Annotated in this window: 25 protein-coding genes; 9 read left to right on the top strand and 16 right to left on the bottom strand. The window is 66.5% G+C overall.

Features of this window, described 5'->3' with window-relative positions; genetic code table 11:
- Positions 1 to 35: 35 nt before the first annotated feature.
- Positions 36 to 656, top strand: coding sequence for a 5,6-dimethylbenzimidazole synthase (gene bluB, locus OG203_RS33420; RefSeq protein ID WP_405168089.1), 621 nt, complete (start codon positions 36 to 38; stop codon positions 654 to 656).
- 272 nt (positions 657 to 928) lie between these two features.
- On the top strand, positions 929 to 1,165 hold the full coding sequence (locus OG203_RS33415) for a hypothetical protein (RefSeq protein ID WP_405161206.1): 237 nt from the start codon (positions 929 to 931) through the stop codon (positions 1,163 to 1,165).
- A gap of 93 nt (positions 1,166 to 1,258) precedes the next feature.
- On the opposite strand, the gene OG203_RS33410 is transcribed toward OG203_RS33415, so the two are convergent.
- Positions 1,259 to 2,551, bottom strand: a complete 1,293-nt coding sequence (locus OG203_RS33410) for an acetyl-CoA C-acyltransferase (protein ID WP_405161205.1) — start codon at positions 2,549 to 2,551, stop codon at positions 1,259 to 1,261.
- 318 nt (positions 2,552 to 2,869) lie between these two features.
- On the opposite strand from OG203_RS33410, the gene OG203_RS33405 reads away from it, so the two are divergent.
- From OG203_RS33405 to OG203_RS33395, 3 genes are read left to right on the top strand one after another with little or no spacing between them, the layout of a single operon-like run.
- The gene (locus OG203_RS33405) at positions 2,870 to 3,577 is read left to right on the top strand and encodes a helix-turn-helix domain-containing protein (RefSeq protein ID WP_405161204.1); all 708 of its coding nucleotides are present in this window, start codon (positions 2,870 to 2,872) and stop codon (positions 3,575 to 3,577) included.
- 1 nt (position 3,578) lies between these two features.
- Complete coding sequence (locus tag OG203_RS33400) at positions 3,579 to 4,025, top strand: hypothetical protein (protein WP_405161203.1); 447 nt, start codon at positions 3,579 to 3,581, stop codon at positions 4,023 to 4,025.
- A 48-nt stretch (positions 4,026 to 4,073) separates the two neighbouring features.
- The gene (locus OG203_RS33395; RefSeq protein ID WP_405161202.1) at positions 4,074 to 4,598 is read left to right on the top strand and encodes a hypothetical protein; all 525 of its coding nucleotides are present in this window, start codon (positions 4,074 to 4,076) and stop codon (positions 4,596 to 4,598) included.
- Positions 4,599 to 4,784: 186 nt separating this feature from the next.
- Here OG203_RS33395 and hpf read toward each other — a convergent pair whose 3' ends face one another.
- The 6 genes from hpf to OG203_RS33365 form a co-directional block, all read right to left on the bottom strand.
- On the bottom strand, positions 4,785 to 5,480 hold the full coding sequence (hpf, locus tag OG203_RS33390) for a ribosome hibernation-promoting factor, HPF/YfiA family (RefSeq protein ID WP_405168088.1): 696 nt from the start codon (positions 5,478 to 5,480) through the stop codon (positions 4,785 to 4,787).
- Between the two features lie 245 nt (positions 5,481 to 5,725).
- On the bottom strand, positions 5,726 to 6,370 hold the full coding sequence (locus tag OG203_RS33385; RefSeq protein ID WP_405161201.1) for a ComF family protein: 645 nt from the start codon (positions 6,368 to 6,370) through the stop codon (positions 5,726 to 5,728).
- 94 nt (positions 6,371 to 6,464) lie between these two features.
- Positions 6,465 to 8,288: an MtrAB system accessory lipoprotein LpqB gene (lpqB, locus tag OG203_RS33380; RefSeq protein WP_405168087.1), complete on the bottom strand. Its 1,824-nt coding sequence runs from the start codon at positions 8,286 to 8,288 to the stop codon at positions 6,465 to 6,467.
- A 91-nt stretch (positions 8,289 to 8,379) separates the two neighbouring features.
- A complete protein-coding gene (gene mtrB, locus OG203_RS33375) occupies positions 8,380 to 10,098 on the bottom strand; it encodes an MtrAB system histidine kinase MtrB (RefSeq protein WP_405168086.1) in 1,719 nt (572 codons plus the stop codon).
- A gap of 118 nt (positions 10,099 to 10,216) precedes the next feature.
- The gene (gene mtrA, locus OG203_RS33370) at positions 10,217 to 10,894 is read right to left on the bottom strand and encodes an MtrAB system response regulator MtrA (RefSeq protein WP_405161200.1); all 678 of its coding nucleotides are present in this window, start codon (positions 10,892 to 10,894) and stop codon (positions 10,217 to 10,219) included.
- 78 nt (positions 10,895 to 10,972) lie between these two features.
- Positions 10,973 to 11,620 (bottom strand): dTMP kinase, encoded by a 648-nt coding sequence (locus OG203_RS33365; RefSeq protein ID WP_405161199.1) that lies wholly within the window; start codon positions 11,618 to 11,620, stop codon positions 10,973 to 10,975.
- Positions 11,621 to 11,757: 137 nt separating this feature from the next.
- Between OG203_RS33365 and OG203_RS33360 the strand changes: the two genes are divergently transcribed.
- Positions 11,758 to 12,000 (top strand): hypothetical protein, encoded by a 243-nt coding sequence (locus tag OG203_RS33360; protein WP_405161198.1) that lies wholly within the window; start codon positions 11,758 to 11,760, stop codon positions 11,998 to 12,000.
- A 60-nt stretch (positions 12,001 to 12,060) separates the two neighbouring features.
- On the opposite strand, the gene ahcY is transcribed toward OG203_RS33360, so the two are convergent.
- Positions 12,061 to 13,545 carry an adenosylhomocysteinase gene (gene ahcY / locus OG203_RS33355; RefSeq protein ID WP_405161197.1) on the bottom strand — a complete coding sequence of 495 codons (1,485 nt, stop codon included), beginning with the start codon at positions 13,543 to 13,545 and terminating at the stop codon, positions 12,061 to 12,063.
- Between the two features lie 101 nt (positions 13,546 to 13,646).
- On the opposite strand from ahcY, the gene OG203_RS33350 reads away from it, so the two are divergent.
- Complete coding sequence (locus tag OG203_RS33350) at positions 13,647 to 14,693, top strand: glycerophosphodiester phosphodiesterase family protein (RefSeq protein WP_405161196.1); 1,047 nt, start codon at positions 13,647 to 13,649, stop codon at positions 14,691 to 14,693.
- Between the two features lie 18 nt (positions 14,694 to 14,711).
- Here the strand turns inward: OG203_RS33350 and OG203_RS33345 are convergent, their stop codons facing one another.
- The 8 genes from OG203_RS33345 to cofD form a co-directional block, all read right to left on the bottom strand.
- Entirely contained in the window at positions 14,712 to 15,851 is a 1,140-nt protein-coding gene (locus OG203_RS33345; RefSeq protein WP_405161195.1) for an alkane 1-monooxygenase, read from the bottom strand.
- A 295-nt stretch (positions 15,852 to 16,146) separates the two neighbouring features.
- Positions 16,147 to 16,767: a TetR/AcrR family transcriptional regulator gene (locus OG203_RS33340; protein ID WP_405161194.1), complete on the bottom strand. Its 621-nt coding sequence runs from the start codon at positions 16,765 to 16,767 to the stop codon at positions 16,147 to 16,149.
- Between the two features lie 40 nt (positions 16,768 to 16,807).
- Positions 16,808 to 16,990 (bottom strand): rubredoxin, encoded by a 183-nt coding sequence (locus OG203_RS33335; protein ID WP_405161193.1) that lies wholly within the window; start codon positions 16,988 to 16,990, stop codon positions 16,808 to 16,810.
- Positions 16,987 to 17,160, bottom strand: a complete 174-nt coding sequence (locus OG203_RS33330; protein ID WP_405161192.1) for a rubredoxin — start codon at positions 17,158 to 17,160, stop codon at positions 16,987 to 16,989. The genes OG203_RS33335 and OG203_RS33330 overlap by 4 nt, the downstream gene beginning before the upstream one ends.
- Positions 17,157 to 18,407 (bottom strand): alkane 1-monooxygenase, encoded by a 1,251-nt coding sequence (locus OG203_RS33325; protein WP_405161191.1) that lies wholly within the window; start codon positions 18,405 to 18,407, stop codon positions 17,157 to 17,159. The genes OG203_RS33330 and OG203_RS33325 overlap by 4 nt, the downstream gene beginning before the upstream one ends.
- 184 nt (positions 18,408 to 18,591) lie before the next feature.
- Complete coding sequence (locus OG203_RS33320; protein ID WP_405161190.1) at positions 18,592 to 19,110, bottom strand: NUDIX hydrolase; 519 nt, start codon at positions 19,108 to 19,110, stop codon at positions 18,592 to 18,594.
- Entirely contained in the window at positions 19,107 to 20,447 is a 1,341-nt protein-coding gene (locus OG203_RS33315) for a coenzyme F420-0:L-glutamate ligase (protein WP_405161189.1), read from the bottom strand. The genes OG203_RS33320 and OG203_RS33315 overlap by 4 nt, the downstream gene beginning before the upstream one ends.
- Positions 20,447 to 21,445, bottom strand: coding sequence for a 2-phospho-L-lactate transferase (gene cofD / locus OG203_RS33310; protein WP_405161188.1), 999 nt, complete (start codon positions 21,443 to 21,445; stop codon positions 20,447 to 20,449). The genes OG203_RS33315 and cofD overlap by 1 nt, the downstream gene beginning before the upstream one ends.
- 522 nt (positions 21,446 to 21,967) lie before the next feature.
- Here cofD and OG203_RS33305 point away from each other — a divergent pair.
- Together OG203_RS33305 and OG203_RS33300 are read left to right on the top strand one after the other, a co-directional pair.
- Entirely contained in the window at positions 21,968 to 22,201 is a 234-nt protein-coding gene (locus OG203_RS33305; protein WP_029901515.1) for a WhiB family transcriptional regulator, read from the top strand.
- 190 nt (positions 22,202 to 22,391) lie between these two features.
- Positions 22,392 to 22,871 (top strand): metallopeptidase family protein, encoded by a 480-nt coding sequence (locus tag OG203_RS33300; protein ID WP_167768837.1) that lies wholly within the window; start codon positions 22,392 to 22,394, stop codon positions 22,869 to 22,871.
- Positions 22,872 to 22,927: the final 56 nt, after the last annotated feature.

The following is a 22,927-nucleotide window of genomic DNA, read 5'->3' as shown; positions in this document are numbered from 1 at the left end:
GTGGGTGGTTGAGTGAGCGCGTGAGTGCTGACGGGTTGAGTGTTTACGACGCTATTCGGGTGCGGCGCGATGTGCGGGCGGAGTTCACCGGGCAGCTCGTGGATGACGCGACACTGTGGCGGATTCTCGAAGCCGCGCATCGGGCGCCGAGCGTCGGGAATTCGCAGCCGTGGGATTTCGTCGTGGTCCGCGATCCGAGCACGCTGCGGAAATTCGCCGACCACGTGGCGGACAAGCGAACAGAGTTCCGGGCCGCGCTGCCGCCGGAGCGAGCGGCGACCTTCGAGCCGATCAAGATCGAAGGCATTACCGAGAGCGGCACCGGCATCGTGGTCAGCTACGACCACCGCCGCGGCGGCCCGCAGGTGCTCGGCCGCGCCACCGTTCCCGAAACCGGCGTCTACTCCGCCGTTCTCGCGATCCAGAACCTCTGGCTGGCCGCCACGGCCGAGGGCATCGGCGTCGGCTGGGTCTCCTTCTACGACCCCGAATTCCTCACCGACCTCGTCGGCCTGCCCGAGGGCATCCGCCCCATCGCCTGGCTGTGCGTCGGACCGGTCCACGAATTCCAGCAGATCCCCGACCTGGAACGTTTCGGCTGGCGCACCGGACGCCCCCTCCACGACGCCGTCCACCACGAGACCTACCGCGCCTGACGCACATTTCCCGATGTCCCGACTGGAACGTTTCAGCTGGCGCACCGGACGCCTCCTGCGCGACGCCGTCCACCACGAAACGTACCGCGCCTGACGCACATTTCTCGACGTCCCGCACCCATTTTCGCCCGTGCCGCGGTGTGCGGCAGATCACGGGATGTATTTCTGCACGAGGATTCGCCGCCCGAGCGATTGGGTACGTCAAGAACGGATCCATCTCGGACAATGGATTCTTCGCGGACGCAATGTTCTTCGGGCTCAGGAGGTTTGCCATGGCCAACGTCGACGCCGTAAGGCTGTCGAACGAGCTCGGCATCGACCTCGCGTCCGCCATGCTCCGCCTGCGCCGCGAGGCCCTCCCCGGCGAAACCAACCACGACACCTGCCTGCGCATCATCGCCACCGAAGGCCGCAAACCCCAAACCGCCCGCCGCGCCTTCACCACCTACGGCGCCCGCCCCACCGCCGACGGCACCATCCCGGTCATCCCACCCGACCGCCCCCGGTAAGCAAAATCCGCACCCAGACTCGGGATCCGCACTCGGACTAGGGCCCTGAAAGCGAGTGCGGATCCCGAGTCCGGGTGCGGATTTCGGCGGGGGTTAGACGCGCTCGAGCACGGCTGAGGCACCGATGCCGCCGGCGGCGCAGATGCCGAGTAGGGCGGTGTTTTTGCCGGTGCGGGCGAGTTCGTTCGCCATCGTGGTGACCATTCGGGCGCCGGTGGCGCCGAAGGGGTGGCCGAGGGAGACCGAGCCGCCGTGCACGTTGAGGGTGTCGATGTCGATGTCGCCGACGGCGGTGTCGCGGTCGAGGCGGGACTTCGCCCATTCGGTGCTGCCGAGTGCGGCGAGCACGGACAGGGTTTGTGCGGCGAAGGCCTCGTGGATGTCGACGAAGTCGATGTCGCTCAACGACATTCCGGCCTTGTCCAGTGCGCGCGGCATGGAGATCGCGGGGCCGATGAGCACCTGGTCGGTCGGGTCGACGCTGACGTAGCTCCAGGAGCGGAACGCGGCGAGCGGCCGGTAGCCGAGTTCGAGGGCCTTCTCCTCGCTCATCAGCAGCACCGCCGAGGCACCGTCGGTGAGCGGGCTGGCATTGCCCGCGGTCACGGTGCCGTTTTCCGCGAATACAGGCTTGAGTTTCGATAGTTTTTCGATGCTGGTGTTGCCGCGGACCAGTCCGTCGCGGGCGATCTCGGTGCCATCGGGGGTGCGCACCCGCAGCACCTCGTCGTCGAATCGGCCCGAATCGATGGCCGCGGCGGCGCGATGGTGTGAGCGGGCGGCGAACTCGTCCTGATCGGCGCGGCTGATGCCGTGGATGCGGGCCATCTTCTCGGCCGACTCCCCCATCACCTCGCCGGTGGTGCGCTCGGCGATCTTCGGCCTGCTCGGCAGCAGATCGGTGAACGGCGCGAGCTGCGCGACCGCGGACAGGTAGTCCTTGGGCTTCGGCTTACCGAGCGCGAGCGGCGCTGCGGCGTGTACCACCTTCTGCGGCAGCTTGACCTCGGCATTGGAGGTGGAATCGCTGCCGCCCGCGATCATGATGTCGTACTCGCCGCGCTCGATCGCGGCCGCGGCGGAGGTCACCGCCTGCAGGCCGGACGCGCAGGCCCTGGTCACCGTGTACCCCTCGCACCCGGCGTCGAGCCGCAGGTCGAGGGCGATCTCCCTGGCGATGTTCGGCGCCGCGCTCGGCAGGATGACCCCGCCCCACACGATCGCCTGCACCTGCGCACCGGGCAGCCCGGTGCGCTCGAGCAACCCACGGACGGCGGCGTCGGCGAGCGCGATGGAATCCATCCGCGTGTATCCGGTGAACGCACGCACGAACGGCGTGCGCGCACCGGACACGATCACGGCACGGCGAGCAGCCTTGGTGGCCATGCGATTTCCTTTCGAGAGATCTATGACCACCAAACTTACTCCATAGTAAGTTCACCGTCGACCCCCTTCGCCGACGGTGATCCCGTGCGCAGCGGCGATCCCCTCCATCGTCGCTGGACCCGGCCTGTCGCGCGCCGTTGCGCAACAGACCGGAGGCGCCCGTCCCGACGAACGCCCCTGCTCGTCTCGGACCGCTCAACAAGGCCGATGTCGGGTGCGACTCGGCGCACCAGAACAGTAACAATATTGCCACTGATTTTTCAAACATTTTCTATCGATTTGCCTTTGCCCCTGGTCGCGCCTACCCTGAAACGCACTATGCATAGCCCTTCGGAGCTGTCGCGGCGCCAGAAGAGATTCGGCCGAATCATCAAGGAACGCCGGGACGAGCTCGGACTCACGCAGTTACAGATCGGCGACCTCGGGGGGCCATCGGCACCGACGATTCGCAAGATCGAGGACGGCGACGCGGCGATCAGCACGCACACGCTGAACAAACTCGACGCGCCGCTGCGCTGGCTGCCTGGCAGTGCCGCGCGGACCTACGCGGGCGGCACCCCCGCCGTCGACGAACCCGGGCGGGCCGGCCGCGCATCCGGCGAGTCCGTCGTGGCAGGACCCGACTCGATCCGCTTCGAAATCGCCGACCTCACCGGACTTCTCGCGACTGCGGGCCGCCTCAACGACGCGGTCGAGCAGGGCATAGCGACCGACCTTCAGCTCGTCGCCGCGATCAACGACCTCAACGGCGTTGTCTCCAAACTGTCCGCGCGCTACGCGACCACGATGCTGGAACGCAACGGCGGACCCGGCCGAGTACTACACCCCCTCATCGAAATGGCGTTCGCGCACCTGCTCGAGGTGCCCGCCGAAGCCAGCGACGCGACCGAACTGCAGGAACGGCGATACCGGCGCTGGCTCGCCGGACGATCGGAGGACGTGGATGCTACGACAGAAGACCAGTTCCGGGCACGGTGGCTGGCTGCCAATCTGGCCACGACCGCGAGTCGAAACGGTGGGCACTGAGATGACGGGAACGACGAACGACGCGCCGAGCAACGGGACGCTCACGCTGAGCCACAAGATCAATCGGCTCTTCGCGGTCGTACATCCCCGCTCCGCACCGGAGCGCAGCAATGCGACGGTGGCCGAGCAGGCCGGGGACTTCCTGCGCCGGGCCGTCCCGCCGAGCCAGCTGGAACGACTACGCCGCGGTGAATTCGACAGCGAAAGCGCCTACGCCACAGTCGAACTGGATGTACTCGCGGCGATCGCGCAAAGTTTCGGCGTCGCCGCCGACTACCTCACCACCTCGGGTCCGGCGGCCGCCGCCATCGACCGTGAGCTCGAGCTGCTCGCGACCATGCGCGATGCCAACGTGTCGAGCATCGCGCTGCGCGGCTCCAACGTCGACCAGTCGATTCTCGCCAGAATCATCGAGAGCACCGATCGGCCGGTACCGCCGAGTCGGTAATATCGCTACCTACTGGGGGCAACTAGCTTGCTGTAGGAGATCGATCGCATGGCCATGCAGGCCCGATTCCGGCACCTGACCCGGGACGTACCGATACCGCACCCGTGGGATCTGTCGAGCTATCTCGACGATGTCGCGCAGTATCGCGGCCGGAGCATCAGCCTGGTGCCGATCGATACCGCGCTGCTGGCAGGCACCGGATGCGGCACGGGCAGCGGGCTGTGGATCGCCAAGCAGGACAGCGATGTCATCGTCTACGGCGCGGACACCACCGAGTGGCATGCCGAGCACATCATCGTGCACGAGCTCGGCCACATGCTGCTCGGCCACGGCCCGGAACAGCCCGCCGACGGCGAGCCCGCGCAGACCGCACCCACCGTCGCCGCGGTCGCCGAACTGCTGCCATCGATTTCGCCGGAATCCATCGCACACGTCCTCGGCCGCACCGATTACGGGACCACCCGCGAGCGCGACGCCGAGACCTTCGCCGACATGGTCATGCTGCACGCTATGCGGCCGCCACGCCGAGATTCGTTGCTGCACCGGACCTTCTTCCGCGACCGCCGTCGGTGACCTGCAACGCCGCCTCGGTGACCGAGGCGGGGCCGGTAGCGAAACGCACACGGCAACAAGGGATCTGACGGAATTCGTGGCGGAGCCGAGCTTGCTGGCTAACGATCGGGTAGACCGTTGCGGGTCTCCGGGCACCCAACTCGAGCGCTGACTGCCCGGAGAGCGGAAGGGGGTGCGGACCCTGGACTATGCGAGCCGGATGAGGCCGTAGTCGAAGGCGTGCCGACGATAGACAACCGACGGTCGGTCGGATTCTCGGTCTTGGAAGAGGAAGAAGTCGTGGCCGACGAGCTCCATCTGGTAGAGGGCGTCGTCGACGGACATCGGGGTGGCGGTGTGCACCTTGGTTCGAACGATATGGCCTGGTCCGGCCGCGTACTCAGAGGTTTCCAGCAGCTCGCCCGCGCGGCGACGAGCATCGCCTTCGGGGTGGTCGTGCGCGCCGGACGATCCGTTCGGCGGGGTGAACAGCGAGTCGTCCACCAGATCGGCGGTGGCCTGGGCTACCGAGACCGGGGTCTTGTCTCCGTAGTGCACCTTGCGGCGATCCTTGGTGCGGCGCAGGCGGCTCTCCAACTTGGCCGTCACCGACTCGAGCGCGGCGTAGAAACTATCGGCGCATGCCTCGGCCCTGACAATCGGGCCCTTGCCGCGCGCGGTGATCTCGACGCGCTGACAACTCTTGCGCTGCCGTCGATTTCGCTCGTGGAACAGCTCTACGTCGAAGATGAAGATGGACGGATCGAAGCGTTCGAGCCTGGAGAGTTTCTCCGCGACATAGATTCGAAAGTGATCAGGAACTTCGACATTGCGACCCTTCACCACGACGTCCGCGCGGGGCATCTTGGCTTGGTCGGCATTGGATTGCTCGGTCACGTCCATGGTGCTCTCGTCCAGCACCACGGGGTCGGCGTCTTGCACTGAAGGTCGTGAAGAAGTCGTCACGCGTACCTCCCGAATATGGCCGCACAGACAATGTGCGTGCGGCGGGAATGAGCCGTGCCGATCGACGATCTCTCGGCACTTGATGTCCGAGGCGCCACCTCCAAACTCCCGGTTCGGGTGTGTGTTCGCGACGCTAGTACGACATCGGGGAGTGCGCCAGTGTTCACGCAAATTTCCCGGAGTCAAGCAGCACAGGTAACCAGTACGGCACGTGTCCGTAGTCCGATCCCGGCCAGCGCGCGCACCGATGCGGTGGCGGTTGCTCCGGTTGTCAGCACGTCGTCGAGCAGCACTACCTCGGCGTTTTCCGGAATCTGCGGCAGTGCCGGGCAGCCGGGTATCGTGGTGACCCTGCCGCGCAAATTGTGAGACCGCTCACCGGGTGTCAAGCCCACCGAATCACGCACACCCCACCACACTCGGAGCACGGATACCATTTGGCTATCAGGCAGCCAACTCGCGGCTACCCGTGCCGCGCGCAGCACCGGATCGCCGCCGCGCCTGCGCGCCGCGACCTTCCGGCTCGGCGCGGGCACGAGCACCAGTGGCCGCTCCGCGGTCCGCAAGCGCGCGAGACCACCCGCCAGGGCAACCCCGAGCGGCTCCGCCAGATCCCGGCGCCCTTGCTCTTTGACCGCCAACACCGCGCGCCGCCCCGGGCCCGCGTACGGCCCGAGCGCCCAACACGGCACCCCGGGATCGGTCCTCGGCCACACCCGTATCGGCGGACCAGCCAGTGCCGCCGCACATTCGGCGCACCAGCCGACACCGGGGGCGCGACAGCCCGCACACGAGGCGGGCAGGATCAGATCGAGCAACGTCCGCATCGCCCGAGTGTGCGCGCACCCACCGACACCGATGCTCGGCCCCGGCGACCTACACCGCTGATTCCATTGTGTCAGAGCAATTTACGAGGTCCGGTCAGCCGGGCAGCACGGGGACGGCGTTCGCGCCGAGCCCTGGCACCTCACGCCAGTACGGCTCGCCACCGTCGGGGTTACTGGTCAGCTCGAGCACCGCGCGGGAGTCGGCGGCGTACTGATGTTCCGGGGAGGCACTGACCTGCCGGACCGGCGCCGTCAGATTCCGGCTGGTCTGCGGCATCGGCTGGGACCCGTCGATCGACACGGTGCCGACCGGGTCGACATTGCCCTCCCTCGAGATGATCAACCGGTCATTGCCGAACCACGACAACGACACGGCCGCGGCACTCGAGTTGACGCCGACGGGCAGCGGCGAGGCAAGCGAGAACCCGCCACCCGGCTTCGGAATCACCACCGCGACATACACTTTGCCGTCCGCGATCAACGCGGCACGCACGCCGGTACGGGAGATCCGCAGCTCGGTGATGGGGCCGCGGAAGGTCGATCCAGGCCCCGCGTTGGTGAGCGCCGAGGTGTCAACATCCTGCACCGAGACGGTGTTGGTCGTCCGGTCGTTGACGGCGCGGATCACCCGATCGCCATCGATGACGGCCCACGCGGCGGTGCCGTCGACATTCCAGGACGGCCGGGTGATGGTGCCGCCAGCGGCGACCGGAATCGCGTTGCCGCCGTAGGTGCCGATCATCAGCGTGCGGGGCGGTTCGGGCGCCGGCCGTCCGGTGTCGGCGACTCCGGCGACCAGCTGACTGTCCGGCGAAAGCGCGGCGGAGAGCAGGTTGTTCACGGCACCGAAGTAACCCGGCGCCGGCGTGATGGGCGCGTTGTTCTCCGGCACCTGCACCAGCGCGCCACCGCGCAGCGCGTGCAGGCCGACCTGATTGGTGCCGACGGTCGGCTGGCTGTACTGCTGGACGTCGGCGGTCGACCAGCCGCTTGCGGCGAATCGATCGTCGAACGGTTTGCCGTCGGCGAGCAACATGTAGGGGCCGAGGATGTCCGCGCCGGCCAGGGTGAGCACCACCTGCGCGGCGAGCAACTCACGATCGTGCGGGTTGAGCGCGGAAGCACCGGCGAAGTCGATCTTCACCCCGCCTGGGAGCACGCCGACCTCGTCCGGATCGCCATTGGCCCTGGTGATGGGGCCGCGCAAGGTGATCGGCGCGGCCAGCTCGTTGCGCAGCACCGGGGCGAGCGCGGGTTGGGTGCCCTCGCCGAGCATGGCGAGCAGTCGCTGGGTCAGCTGCTCCTTCGGCACCGCGACCCAGCGCAGGTCGGGCACAACGACGCTGCTTGTCGGATCGACGAAGTAGAGCACGTAGCGCCGATACGACTTGGCGAACGCGATGGCATCCATCACGACGCCGTCGGGCAGCTCGTCGATGCGCCACTCGTCGTTGACCCTGATCATCTCGATCTTGTTCTCGAGTGGCGGGTCGGCGGTGGCGCGGTACGCGCCGTTGGCGTCGAGCTCGGCGACCTTGCGGGCGCGGATCCGATAGGTCGCCTTGTCGCCGGTTCGCGACTCGCGCAAGGTATCCGGCTTCTCCACGATGGTGGTGCCCGCCGAGTCGTCCCACTGCGCCGCGGCCGACGGGGTCATGTACTGGCGGGCCGCAAGGTGCCGGTTGGTCGGGTCGGCGGTGGCGAGCAGGAAGTCGCGCAGCAGCAGGTCGGGGTCGCGCCCCTGGATGGGCGCCGGTGGTCCCTCCGAGGTCGGCTCCCGATTGATGGTGCCGAGGGCCTGGGGCGCCGAGGATTCCGGCAGGCTCGCACACCCGGAGAGCACGATCAACGCCGCGAGAGCCGCCGCGCCGAACGCGAACAGCCGCCGCACCTTCGCAGAACCGACCCGCATCCTCATGAGACCCCTTCCCCCGGGACCGGCGCCGCCGCCGTCGGGGACGCACAGCGGATGGCTCGGGCCGGGCGCGCGCCGGGCGGGTTTCGCCATCTCATGACGGTATGTCTCCCGACTTGTGGCCTGCGTCGGCACCCGCCGGCGACTCCGCGACGGCCGAGGAACCGTTTCCGCCCGTAGCCGCCCCCGCGCCGTCGCCGGTCGACGTATCCGCTTCCGGCTCAGCCGAATTCGGCACGATCTCCAGCTCGACCTGCCGCACCACGGCCGGTTTGCGCACGGGTTCCAGCGAAAGCGGGCTTGCGCCGAGCTTCTTGCCGCGCACCAGCGGCAGCGTCAGCCGGAAGCTCGCGCCGACGCCGACCTCACCCCAGGCTTCCAGCCTGCCTTCGTGCAGGTTCGCGTCCTCGACGCTGATCGACAACCCGAGGCCGGTGCCGCCGGAGCGGCGCATCCGGGACGGATCCGAGCGCCAGAACCGGTTGAAGACCAGCTTCTCCTCGCCGGGGCGCAGGCCGACACCTTGGTCGCGCACCACCACCGAGACGGCGTTGGCGTCGAGGTCGCCGCGCATCCTGATCAGCACCGGCTTACCCTCGCTGTGATCGATGGCGTTGGCGAGCAGGTTCCGCAGCACCCGCTCGACCCGGCGCGGATCGACCTCGGCGACCAACGGCTCCTCCGGCATATCGATGACGACCTCGACCCCGGCGTCCTTGGCCAGGTGCCGCACCGTCGAGATCGCCGCCCGCGCGCACATCCGCACGTCCAGCGATTCGACCTGCAACTCGGCGACGCCGGCGTCGTGGCGGCTGATCTCGAGCAGATCGTTGAGCAGTCCCTCGAACCGGTCAAGCTCGTTCACCAACAGCTCCGCGCTGCGGGCAAGCGCGGGATCGAGATCGTCGCTGCTGCCGTGGATCAGGTCCGCGGCCATCCGCACGGTGGTCAGCGGTGTGCGCAGCTCGTGGCTGACGTCAGAGGTGAACCGGCGCTGCAGGTTTCCGAATTCCTCCAGCTGGGTGATCTGGTTGGACAGGCTCTCGGCCATCTCGTTGAACGCCTGGGCCAGCCGCGCCATATCGTCCTCGCCGCGCACCAGCATGCGTTCCTTGAGCCTGCCGTCGGCGAAGCGACCGGCGATCCGCGCCGCCGAACGAATCGGCAGCACCACCTGCCTGGTCACCAGCGCGGTGATCGCGGCAAGCAAAACGAGCAGCACGATGCCGCCGATCAGCATGGTGCCGCGCATCAGCGACAGGCTGCGCGCCTCACTGGCCAGCGGGAAGATGAGATAGATCTCCAGCGTGGGTATTTCGATGCTCGGGCTGCCGATGATCAACGCCGGTCCGTGATACCCGCTCGAGTCCGAGACGGTGGTGAACTGACGGCTGACCTGTCCGCGCCGCACGAAGTTGCGCAGCTCGTTCGGCACGTCCTGGATCGGCCCGGCGTTGACCTCCTGCTGGCTGCTGCTCACCATCACCAGCGCGACGTCGTAGCTGCCCGCGACACCGGTCTGCGGGCTGCCATCGCTGGACAACGCGTTGCGTGCCTCTTTGAGCTGGGCACCGGTGTCGTGCGTGCCGACCAACTGGCTGTGCACCGCGTTGCGGGCACGGCCCATCTCCTCGACCGCCGCGTTGATCTTGGTGTCCAACATCCGGTTGGTGATCTGATCGGTCAGCACCACACCGAGAATCGTGATCACGATCAGCGACAGCGTGATCGTGGAGACCGCGACCCGCAGTTGCAACGATCGCTGCCAGAGGTGACCGAGCACCGTGCCCAGTTCGGTGAACCGGGCAGCCACCGCGGCCAGTCGCCGCTCCAGTTGGTTTCTGGAGCGATCGATCACGGCCGCGCCTCGTCGGCGCTCGATGCCTCCGTCCGCGCGAACGCTGAAACCACGACCCGCGAACCGCGACGGATCACGGCGGTCCGGCCTTGTAGCCGACGCCACGGACGGTCAGCACGATCTCCGGATTCTCGGGATCCTTCTCGACCTTGGCGCGCAGCCGCTGCACGTGCACGTTCACCAGTCGGGTGTCGGCGGCGTGCCGGTAACCCCACACCTGTTCGAGCAGTACCTCGCGGGTGAACACCTGACGCGGCTTGCGAGCAAGCGCGACAAGCAGATCGAACTCGAGCGGCGTCAGCGAGATCTGCGCGCCGGCGCGAGTCACCTTGTGTGCGGGCACATCGATCACGATGTCGGCGATGGACAGCAGCTCGGCGGGCTCGTCCTCGGTGCGGCGCAATCGAGCGCGCACCCTCGCGACGAGTTCCTTCGGCTTGAACGGTTTGACGATGTAATCGTCGGCACCGGACTCGAGTCCGAGCACCACGTCGACCGTGTCGGTCTTCGCGGTGAGCATCACGATCGGTACTCCGGAATCGGCCCGCAGCACGCGGCATACGTCGATGCCGTTCATGCCGGGCAGCATCAGGTCCAGCAACACCAGATCGGGGCGGATCTCGCGAACCGCCGCCAGGGCATGTGTGCCGTCGCCGACCACATGCGGGTCGAACCCTTCCCCGCGCAAGACGATCGTGAGCATCTCTGCGAGTGCCATATCGTCGTCGACGACCAGAATCTTCGGCTTCATAATTACTATGTTGTCATCTCCCAGGCCAGGATCGGGCTGCCACGCCAACACTGGTGTGAACCCGCCGCACATCTAACCCTAGCGGGTTATCAAATCGGCCAATCGCGCAGCCAACGTGGCTGGATCGTCACCGGATCGGAATATCCACCACGGGCCGTACCAGTCACGTTGAGCGAGCTCACGGTACACCGCGCCGGTGCGGTGCTGCAGCCCGCCATCGCGTTCGTACGCGTCGAGCGCCCGGCTGTCGTCGAGTTCGCCGCGCCTGCGCGCCCGCTCGGCCGCGACCTCGGTCGGCACGTCGAGCAGCACCTGCAGCGCTGGCACCGGCAATTCGAACCGCCCGAACTCCAATTCCCCTACCCAGCGCACGATTTCGCCGTCGGCCGACTGTTCCAGCCTGGCCGCCGAATACGCCGCGTTGGACGCGACATAGCGGTCGAGTATCACGATGTCGTTGCCCGCCAAGAGCTTCGACAGCTCGTCGCTTGCCCCCGCCCGATCGAGTGCGAACATCAGCGCCATGCCGTTGATCGACTCGGCCAGATCGCCGTGGCCGCCGCGCAGCGCCTCGGCCGCCAGGTCGGCGTGCACGGATTGCCCATAGCGCGGAAAGGCCACTGTCCGCACGCGCAGACCGCGCGCCCGTAAGTCGACGACGGTCGCATCGATCAGCGTGCGCTTACCGGCCCCGTCGAGGCCCTCCACCGCAACCAATGCACCCATGCGCAGCAGATTAGTGGCTGGTCGCCGAGTATCGGTGCGCGGGTTCGTATGCTAGGTAACGTTTTCGCACCGAATCGCGACTCACGCACCGTCTACCTCTGAACACGATCATCTGGAGAACCATGAGCTCGTCCGTCATGTCACGCAGTTCGATCCGCATGACCCTCGCCGCCGTCGGGATCGGCGCGGCACTCGTCCTCGGCGGCGGTACCGCCACGGCAGCACCGCTCAGCAGCGAGCCCGCCGCAGCGCCGGTGGCCGCCGACTTGCCTTCCGGCGCAGCCGCTATCGCTGATAGCGGTTCGAGTTCGACCGGGTCGGCGGGTCCCGGTTCGATCATCTGCTGGCTGCTGCACCCGAGCCCGACCTGCCAGATCTGATATCGGCCGATCGGTCGAACCTGCCCTGCCGGTCCGAAAGGACCGGCAGGGCAGCGGTTTTCAGTAGCGGTAGTGCTCCGGCTTGTACGGGCCGTCGACGTCGACGCCGATGTATTCGGCCTGGTCCTTGGTGAGCTTGGTCAGCTCGCCGCCGAGCGCCTCGACGTGGATCTTGGCGACCTTCTCATCGAGGTGCTTGGGCAGGCGGTAGACCTCGTTGTCGTATTCGTCCGGCTTGGTCCACAGTTCGATCTGCGCGATCACCTGGTTGGAGAAGCTGTTGGACATGACGAACGACGGGTGGCCGGTGGCGTTGCCCAGGTTCAGCAGACGCCCCTCCGACAGCACGATGATCGACTTGCCGGACTCCTTGAACGTCCACTCGTCGACCTGCGGCTTGATGTTGATCCGGGTCGCGCCGGAGCGCTCGAGGCCCGCCATGTCGATCTCGTTGTCGAAGTGACCGATATTGCCGAGGATCGAGTGATCCTTCATCGCCTTCATGTGGTCGAGGGTGATGATGTCCTTGTTGCCGGTCGAGGTGATCACGATGTCGGCGTCGCCGATCGCGCTCGCCACGGTGACCACGTCGTAGCCGTCCATCAGCGCCTGCAGCGCGTTGATCGGGTCGATCTCGGTGACCTGCACCCTGGCGCCCTGGCCGGCCAGCGACTCCGCACAACCCTTGCCGACGTCGCCGTAGCCACAGATCAGCACCTTCTTGCCGCCGATGAGCACATCGGTGCCGCGGTTGATGCCGTCGATCAGCGAGTGGCGGGTGCCGTACTTGTTGTCGAACTTGGACTTGGTGACCGAGTCGTTGACGTTGATCGCCGGAAACACCAGCTCGCCGGCGGCGGCGAACTGGTAGAGCCGCAGCACGCCGGTGGTTGTCTCCTCGGTGACGCCCTGCACCGAATCGGCGATGGCGCTCCACTTGCCCTTGTCGGACTCGAAGCGCTCGCGCAGCAGGTTCAGGAACACCTTGTACTCGGCCGAGTGGCTCTCGTCCTCCGGCGGGATCACGCCGGCCTTCTCGAACTGCGCGCCGCGCAGCACGAGCATGGTGGCGTCACCACCGTCGTCGAGGATCATGTTGGCCGGTTCGTTCGGCCAGGTGAGCATCTGCTCGGCGGCCCACCAGTACTCCTCCAGGCTCTCGCCCTTCCAGGCGAAGACCGGGGTGCCCTTGGGCTCGTCCACGGTGCCGTTCGGGCCGATCACGATGGCGGCCGCGGCGTGGTCCTGGGTGGAGAAGATGTTGCACGAGGCCCAGCGCACCTGCGCGCCGAGCGCGACAAGGGTCTCGATCAGCACGGCGGTCTGCACGGTCATATGCAGCGAACCGGAGATGCGCGCGCCCTTGAGCGGCAGCACCTCGGCGTATTCGCGGCGCAGAGCCATCAGGCCGGGCATCTCGTGCTCGGCGAGCCGGATCTCCTTGCGGCCGAATTCGGCCAGCCCGAGATCTGCCACCTTGAAGTCGATGCCATTACGGACATCGGCGGTGAGTTCGGTTCGCGCGGGAAGTTCTGAGGTCGTCATAGCCTCTATCTGCCTCTCCTGGAAAGTCGGTACCAACACGCAAGGTTAGTCGCTGGCGCGGCGGCTGGGTACACCGTACTCACCCTTGCTAGCTTGGCGCGATGCCGAACCTCCGCGCCATCGTCACGACCGCCGTCGCCGGGTCGCTCGTCCTCGGTGTGTGTACCGCCTGCGACAGCGGATCCGACTCGTCACCGGCTACCGCACCGCGAACGGTGGAGCTGCAAGCGCACCGCGGCGGCCGCGGTCTCACCGTCGAGGAGTCGCTGCCCGGCTTCAGCAAGGCCATCGAACTCGGCGTGAGCACGCTGGAATTGGACATCGTGCTCACCAGGGACAAAATGCCGATGATCTGGCACGACCCGACCGTGCTCGCGACCAAATGCGCGGACACCGCGCCCGTGACGCCGGGCGATCCGCAGTTCCCCTACGTTGGCAAGCTGATGCACGAGCTGACCTACGCGCAGACGCAAACACTGGACTGCGGCAAGACCCTCGCCGACTTCCCGGGTCAGCAGGCGGTACCAGGCAACCGGATAGCCACGCTGCCCGCGCTGTTCGATCTGGTGAAGACCTATCGCGGCGCGCACCTGCGCTACAACATCGAAACGAAGGTGGAGGCCGAACATCCCGAGCAGTCGGCGACGCCGCAGGAGTTCGTCGACGTCATCCTCAGCACGGTCGCCGCGGCAGGCGAGACCGGCAACGTCGATATCCAAAGTTTCGACTGGAGTTCACTTCCGCTGGTGCGCACCGCGAATCCGGCGATCCCCCTGGTGGCGCTCTACGACGACACCACCTTCGTCGCGGGATCGAAGTGGCTCGGTCCCATTCGCTACGAGGACTTCGCCGGTGATCCGCTCGGCGCGGTGCAGAAGCTCGGCGCGAACGCCGCCTCCCCCGGATACTCGGTCCCGTCCGGCAAGAAGGTGGGCGAGCCCGGCTTCGGTTTGGTGGCGGACAAGGCCTATGTCGAGCGTGCGCACAAGCTGAATCTGCGGGTGATCCCGTGGACGGTGAACGACAAGGCCACCATCGCCGCGCAGCTCGACACCGGAGTGGACGGCGTAATCACCGACTACCCCGACCGCATGCGGGAGGTATTGCAGGAGAAGGGTTTGCCCCTTCCGCCTGCCTACCACCACTGAGCCGGGGTAGTCGGGGGACTATGCCGCGCCGGACTCCGGCACGTCGGACTCCGCCGAATTCTGCTGAGCCTGCGCCGAATTCGCCTGCGCCGCAGCGCTCAGCGTCGCGACGGTGCCGTACTGCTCCAGCAGGCGGCGCCGCTTACGCGGATGGATATTCGCCTTGGTGACGTCGCCGTCGTAGTGCTCGAGCACCCGATGGTCCATGATCGCCCGCCACACCGGCGGCACGATCGCGAACAGAATCATCGTCGCGTACCCGGCGGGCAACTGCGGTGCCTGCATCGAACTGCGCAGCGTCTGGTACCTGCGGCCGGGATTGGCGTGATGGTCGCTGTGCCGCTGCAGATGGAACAGGAAGATGTTGGTGACCAACCGATCGCTGTTCCAGCTGTCCCTCGGCGAGCAGCGCGCGTAATTCCCGTTGGGGCGCTTGGCCCGCAGCAAGCCGTAATGCTCGATGAAGTTCACCGTCTCCAGCAGCGACGCACCGATCACGGCCTGCAAGAACAGCCACGGCAGGATGCCGATACCGAAGATCGCGCACATGGTGCCGAACAGCACGACACTCATCGACCAGGCCTGCAGGATGTGATTGTGCACGCTGAACCAGCGCAGGCCCTTGCGCTCCAGCCGCGCCTTCTCCAGCTTGATGGCCGAGCGGAAGCTGCCGAACACACTGCGCGGCAAGAACTCCCACAGCGTCTCGCCGAGGCGGCCGCTGGCCGGGTCCTCCGGAGTCGCCACCCGCACGTGATGTCCGCGGTTGTGCTCTACGAAGAAATGGCCATAGAACGACTGCGCCAGCGCGACCTTGGCCAGCCAGCGCTCCGCGTGCTCGACCCGATGTCCGAGCTCGTGCGCGGCGTTGATGCCGATGCCGCTGACGAAGCCGAGAGTGGCCGCCAGGCCTAGCTTGTCGACGATGCTCAGCTCGTGACCCGCCCACATCGCACACGCGATGAGAAGGCCGATCAGCTGAACAGGAAGGAAAAGATAAGTGCACCACCGGTAGTACCGGTCGTTGCTCAGCAACTCGTAATCCTCATCGCGCGGGTTGGTGCCGTCCTCGCCAACAACCCAGTCGAGGACCGGGATGATGATCAACACGATGATCGGACCGATCCACCAGAACACCTTTGCGCCCGTTTGCAACACGAGTTGCGAGGGCAAGAGAGCGCTCAGTGGAGCGATCAAGCCGAAAACCCATAAGTGACGTTTGGGATCTGTAGATACCGCCGGTTTGCCAACCGTTTGCACGTTTGCCCCGCTAAATAGGAACCCTTACTCCGATGTACGAGAATAGTTCCAGACTGTACGGGTCTTACGCTGACCTTGGAGCTTGAAACGTGATGAGGGTTACATCCATGGCAGTTGGTTTTTAAGCGGGCTCACATGTGCTTGAAGGCCTGGCTTACTTAGTGCAAACAGACTGTGGTTCTTAGAGGTTCGATCAGTGATCGATCCGTGCCGCCAGAATCGCCTCGACGTACGGACTCAGCAACGCGCTCAACTCTCCCGGCGCGTCCTGTCCCGGAGACGGCGGCGTCGGGATGTAGCTCATCGCGATGCGGACGAGCGCGTGCGCGATGACGTCCGATTCGGCCGCCGTCGCCGCCACCCAGCTGTGCTGGAAAGCCAGCGACAGCCGCCGGGTCGCTTGGTCGAGCAACGGCCCAGCATCAAGAGTGATGAGCCGCAATAGATCCAATTTCACTTCACCGGCGAGCAGTGATTGCACCAGCGGGTCGGCGGCGGCGTCAACAAAGAAATTGGTCATTCCCTGACTGAACGCCGCGCGGACATCGCCGACATTGCCGGTGATGGCCGCGTCGACGTGATCGACCAGATCGTCGGCCAGCCGCAGCGCGTACGACTGCGCTAGCCCACTGCGCGAACCGAACTCGTTGTAGAGCGTCTGCCTGCTGACCCCGGCCTTGGCCGCCACGTCACCGAGGGTGATCTTGGACCAGTCCCGTTCGGTGAGCAGTTCGCGCATGGCCCCGAGGACCGAGGCGCGCAGGAGTTCACGCGCCGCCTCCTGGTAGGGGATGCGGGTTCCGGAGCGCGGCATACCGGCGACACTGTCACGGGCGGTTCCCGCAGTCAAAACCTCACGACCGCTCGATTTCGATCATGAAGAAGTCGGCCTTCGCCGCGCCGCAGTCGGGGCAGGTCCAGTCGTCGGGGATATCGTCCCAGCGAGTACCGGCGACGATCCCGTCTTCCGGCCAGCCCTTGGCCTCGTCGTATTCGAAGCCGCATTGAATACACTGAAAAAGTTTGTAATCTGTCACTTAACAGCTCCCATCGGTTCGAAGTCGATCTTTTCCCGGACACCACAGTCCGGACAGCACCAGTCGTCGGGAATTTTCGCCCACAGCGTTCCCGGGGGAAATCCCTCGTGCGGTGCGCCTTTCGCCTCGTCGTAAACGTAATCGCAGACGGGGCATCGAAAGCGATTCATGCCTGCACCTCGCCGGTCGCGACACCCCCGCGATAGCGGGCAATCACCTTGTCCCGCTTCGCCGGGTGGATGTTCGCCAGCGTGATGTCCCCGTGATAGTGCGCGAGCACCCGCTTGTCCATCACCCGGCGCCACAGCGGCGGGAAGTAGGCGAGCAGGATCATGCTGGCGTAGCCGCTCGGCAGGTTCGGCGCACCGTCCCAGCTGCGCAGCGTCTGGTAGCGCCGGGTCGGGTAGGCGTGGTGGTCGCTGTGCCGCTGCAGGTGATACAGGAAGATATTGGTCACGATGTGGTCACTGTTCCAGCTGTGCACCGGGGCGGGCCGCTCGTATCGACCCGACGAAGTGCGTTGCCGGACAAGGCCGTAGTGCTCCAGGTAGTTGACCGCCTCGAGCAGACTGAAGCCGATCACCGCCTGCAGCACGAGGTAGGGCAGCAGGGCGACGCCGAACACCGCGACGAGCACCGCGTACAGCGCCGCCGACATCAGCCACGCGCTCAGCACCTCGTTCTTCATGCTCCACGGCTTCTTGCCGAGCCGGTCGAGGCGGGCCTTCTCCAACCGCAACGATGAGGTCAGACTGCCCGATACGGTGCGCGGCCAGAATGCCCAGAAGCTCTCGCCGACACGGGAACTCGCCGGATCCTCCGGTGTCGCGACGCGCACGTGATGGCCGCGATTGTGCTCGATGTAGAAATGCCCGTAAAACGACTGCGCCAGCGCGATCCTGGACAACCAGCGCTCCAATCGCACCTTCTTGTGGCCCAATTCGTGCGCGGTGTTGATGCCGATGCCGCCGAGCATGCCGACCGTGATCGCCAGGCCGATCTTGTCGACCAGGTGCAGGCCGCCGTCGAAGCCGAGCCAGCTCACGTTGTCCGCGGTGATGAAATAGCAGGCCGTGATCAGCGACGCGTACTGGAACGGCAAATACAGATAGGTGAGATAGCGGTAGTACTTGTCGTGCTCGAGGTACGCCATCACCTCGTCCGGTGGATTGTCACCGTCGGGCCCGAAGAATATGTCCGCCAACGGAATCAGCACATACACCAGGATCGGGCCGAGCCAGAACGGCACCTGGGCCAGGTGATGCCAGCCAATGGCGTTGAGCGCCAGGATCAGTGGGATACCGATCGTGAAAAGCCCAGTGGGAGCGAACAACCCCCACAACCACAGATAGCGCTTGCGATCGCGCCAGTCGGGGGTGGTCACCGGCTGCGCGGACGTGTCGGCCGCTGTCGACATCGTTGTCTCCCATCCAAAAGCGGCACGTCACGTGTGACGTGCGTTACCTCTTAAATGGACGATAGAGATCGATTTGTCGTTTGTCTAGACAAATCGTCTGATTTGTAAAGCAAATGGGCGGGGTGAACGGCAAACACCCCGGTCGGAACGGGTGTCCGGCCGGGGTGTTGGTCGTCGAGGGGTGTTACCGCAGCAGCACATCGGCGTTCGCGGGCAACGCGTCGACCGGCCACCAGCGCAGGTCGGTGGACTCCGCGCTGCGCACCGGAACCGCAGCCTCTGGCGCGGTGATCCGGAACAGCAGATCGAGATGCCTGGTCGGCACGCCGAGCGAGCAGGTGATCGGATGTGCCTGGGCCCCATACAGTTCCGGCTCCAGCCGGAGCCCGGCGATGCCGGACTCCTCGGTGGCCTCGCGCAGCGCGGCGCCCGCCACCGTGTCATCGCTTTCCTCGCAGTGGCCGCCGAGCTGGATCCAGCGGCCGACCCGAGGGTGCAGGGTCAGCAGGACCTCGCGTTCGTCGTGCGAGAAGACCACCGCCGAGGCGGTGATGTGTCCTGGCGCGTGCTCGCGCAGGCAGCCGCGCGGTGCCGAGCCGAGGAACGCGAGCATCGCCTGCCGCAGCGACTGGTCGGGACCCTCAGCGGGAGACCAGGTTTCGAGCAATTCCGTCGCGGAGGCGTGCAGCGAATCCGCGCTCACAATTCGACAAGCCCGAAACCGGAGCCGGGCGTCGGGCGCGGGGTGAGCTCTTCGAGCGGATGACCGATGGCGATGGCGCCCAACGGGTTCCAGTCGTCATCGAGACCCAGCACGGCGCGGGTGACCTCCGGCGCGAAGATGGTCGAGCCGATCCAGCAGCTGCCGAGGCCCTCGGTGGCCAGCGCGACCAGCAGACCCTGCACCGCCGCGCCGACCGCGACGGTGAACATGGTGCGTTCGTTCGCGCGGCGTCGCTCGTCCGGATAGTCGTGCGCGCCGTCCGGAACGCAGAACGGGATGATCACCTCGGGAGCGTCGAAAAGGATTCGGCCACGGGCGATTCGGCGTTCCACCCGGTCCGGCGCCAGCCCGTCGGCGGTGAGATCGGCACGCCACTTCTCGGTCATCGCGTCGAGCAGCCGAGCCCGCAGGCCCGGCTCGCGCAGCCACACGAACCGCACCGGACGGGTGTGGTGCGGCGCCGGCGCGGTCAAGGCCACCGCGACCGCGGCGCGGACGCGTTCGGGATCGACCGGCGCGTCGGCGAACTGACGGATCGAGCGACGCAGCAGCACCGCCTCGCGGCGCCCCTGTTCGATCGCCTCGGCGGTGCCGAGCCAGAACAGATCGTCGGTGCCGCCGCGCAGCAGATCCACCGCGCTCGACCCGTCGTCGACGATCGGCAGCCCGCGCACCACCGCGACCGGAACGCCGCCGAGCTTGCCCTTCACCAGATCCGCCGCGGCGGCCAGCTCGTCCGCGATCGCCACCTGCGTGACGTGCAGTTCATTGCCCTGTCCGTCGACCGCACCCGCGTAGTCGTGCAGCACCCGAAGGCCGGACGCGCCGATCGCGGTGTCGGTCTGGCCGTTGCGCCAGGCCCGGCCCATGGTGTCGGTGATGACCACGGCGACCCGCACGCCGAGCCGCTCGGCCAGCGCCGAGCGCAAGGCCTTCGCGCTGGCGTCGGGATCGGCGGGCAGCAACACCAATTCGCCCTGTTCGACATTGGAACCGTCGATGCCGGACGCGGCCTGCACGATGCCGAGCTTGTTCTCGGTGATCAAGGTGCGGCCCTTGCGCGCGAGTATCCGGACCGCCTCCTGCTCGACCAGGTCGCGGCGCATCGCGTCGCGCTCCTCCGGATCCAGCGGCGCCTCGACGATGCGCCCCTCGACCTTGGCGACGATCTTGCTCGTCACCACGAGCACGTCACCGTCGGCCAGCCACGGCGCCTGGTCGGCGATGTGTCCGGCGAGGTCGTCGCCGGGCCGGAACTCGGGCAGGCCGGTGATCGGCAGGATGCGCAGCTCGCCCGCCGCGTGATCGATGGTCATCAGGGTTTCACTCCCGCGAGGTCAAGGGCCTCCCGCACCATCTCGGCGGTGGTCGGCGGATCGGTCATCAGCAGCGGCACGCTGCGTACTTCGACACCGGGCACGTCCGCGGTGTCGGTGGTGTGGATCAGCCAGCCGTCCAAAATGCCGGTGGCCGAGCGGGCGCCGTAGTAGCGGCCGATCGCCTCGGCGGTCGTCTCGACCCCGATCACCGACAGGCATTCGTCGGCCATGCCGCGCAGCGGTTTCCCGTCGATCACCCCGGACACGCCGATCACCTTGGCGTCGGTGGTGCGCAGCGCGCCGCGGATACCGGGCACCGCGAGGATGGCGCCGATGCTCACCACGGGGTTGGAGGGAGCGAGCAAGACCACATCCGCGGACTCTATGATCTCGATCACATTTGGGGCTGGTTTGGCGTCCTCTGCCCCAATTGTGGCGAATCCATGGGTCTCGATGTTCGCGCGATAGCGAACCCACCACTCTTGAAAATGGATCGCGCGACGTTCGCCAGGGTTGTCGGGGTCGCTCACAACCACATGCGTTTCACACCGATCGTCGGTTGCCGGGATCAGTTTCACGCCCGGCTGCCATCGGTTGCAGAGCGCCTCGGTCACCGCGGACAGCGGGTACCCGGCGCGCAACATTTCGCTCCGAACCAAATGCGTGGCGAGGTCGCGATCGCCGAGACCGAACCAGTCCGGTTGCGCGTTGTACTTGGCCAGCTCTTCCTTGGCGTGCCAGGTCTCGGCGGGCCTGCCCCAACCGCGCTCGGTATCGATGCCGCCACCAAGGGTGTACATGCAGGTATCAAGGTCAGGACAGATCCGGAGGCCATGCATCCAGACGTCGTCACCGACGTTCACGATCGCGGAGACATCGGCATCGGGCAGCAGTTCCCGGACGCCCTGGAGAAAGCGAGCGCCGCCGACACCCCCGACCAGGACGGCAATCCGTGGCCCGCCGACGGGTTCGGTGTCCGCTTGAAGGGAAGTCACATCCGCACAGCCTATGCGCTGCCGGACCGGGCGATGTTCATGCCATAGTTGCTGGTCATTTGCCCTACTCCGACTCAAGATCATCTTCGAAAGCGTTCGCGGATAGTAACGGAATAGCGACGGCCGCTTGACCATCGACACGTCCGGCGTGTCTAATCACAGTCATGTCATTTCGGGTTCGCGCGAGAGTGCAAGGCGCGAACGGCTTTTCGAACAGATGTTCGCATCGAGATGACGAGCTCGGGGACGTCCGCGGGACAACGTCGCGGGGTATGGCCGTCGGTAAGCGTGTTGGTCCGACGGATCGAATCATTCTGCGCTAACACACAGTGAGGAGGCGGAGCGATGGCCAACGAGATGGTCTCGCCGACCGATTCCACAGCAGGCGCAGCACGTGGCGTCTGCGCAAACAACGGCTGGATCGATCGTGAGGGGGGTGACGAAGTCCCGATGGTTCAGCCTGACATGGGCGACGAAGCGTCAGCGCCCCGGCTCAGCCTGGTCGTCACGGGCTTCGACGAGATGTTCGAATCCATCGAAGAACAGTGGCAAGAGCGCGCCCTGTGCGCGCAGACCGATCCGGAGGCGTTCTTCCCAGAGAAGGGCGGCTCGACTCGCGAGGCGAAACGGATCTGCATGGGCTGCGAGGTGCGTGACGAGTGCCTGGAATACGCACTCGCCCACGATGAGCGCTTCGGCATCTGGGGCGGTCTCTCCGAACGGGAGCGTCGCCGCCTCAAGCGCGGCATCGGCTAGCAGACTTGGGTTGGCCCCCGAGTTATCCGCGATCGCGACAACTCGCTACGGCGACAACAGTTCTCGCGAACACGCGGGTAGCTCCGGGGGTACGCCCCTGCCCCGCTCGAACACCGTCGGCCAGCACGACGCGGCGACTTGGACAGCACTGGGTGCGCGGGTACCGGGCGGGCTGACTAGGTTTTAACCCATGGCACGTTCCCGTAATCGTCGTCCGCCGACCGCACGGTCGGTGATCCGCCGTGGTCGCGGCGTGCGTGGGCCGATGTTGCCGCCAACGGTGCCGGCCTGGCGCACCAGGGGACAGAAGTTCGATCGGCTGGTGCTCGAGGCGTTCGCGCCGCTGGACACGCGCTGGCACGACCGGCTCACCAAACTCGATATCGCGGTCGACGATGTGCCGAAAATCCGTCCGCTGCATCCGGATTCGGTCACCTGGCCGGACGAGGTCGTCGCCGACGGCCCGGTGCCGCTGTCGCGGCTCATCCCGGCGGGCGTCGACCGGCACGGCACCGCGACCCGCGCCAGGGTGGTGCTGTTCCGCAAGCCACTCGAGCTGCGCGCGAGCGATCCAGACGACCTGGTCGACCTGCTGCGCGAGGTGCTCGTCCAGCAGATCGCCACCTACCTCGGCGTCGATCCGGACATCATCGACCCCGAACCCGAGTAAAAACGCACCAAGCCGCGCGCACCTCGGTAACGAATGTTGTTGCGAGCAGCGATAAC

The organism is Nocardia sp. NBC_01499 (assembly GCF_045040275.1).
Lineage (GTDB): Bacteria > Actinomycetota > Actinomycetes > Mycobacteriales > Mycobacteriaceae > Nocardia.
Note: the sequence above shows the minus strand (reverse complement) of the source record. Positions and strands in the feature narration are given on the sequence as shown.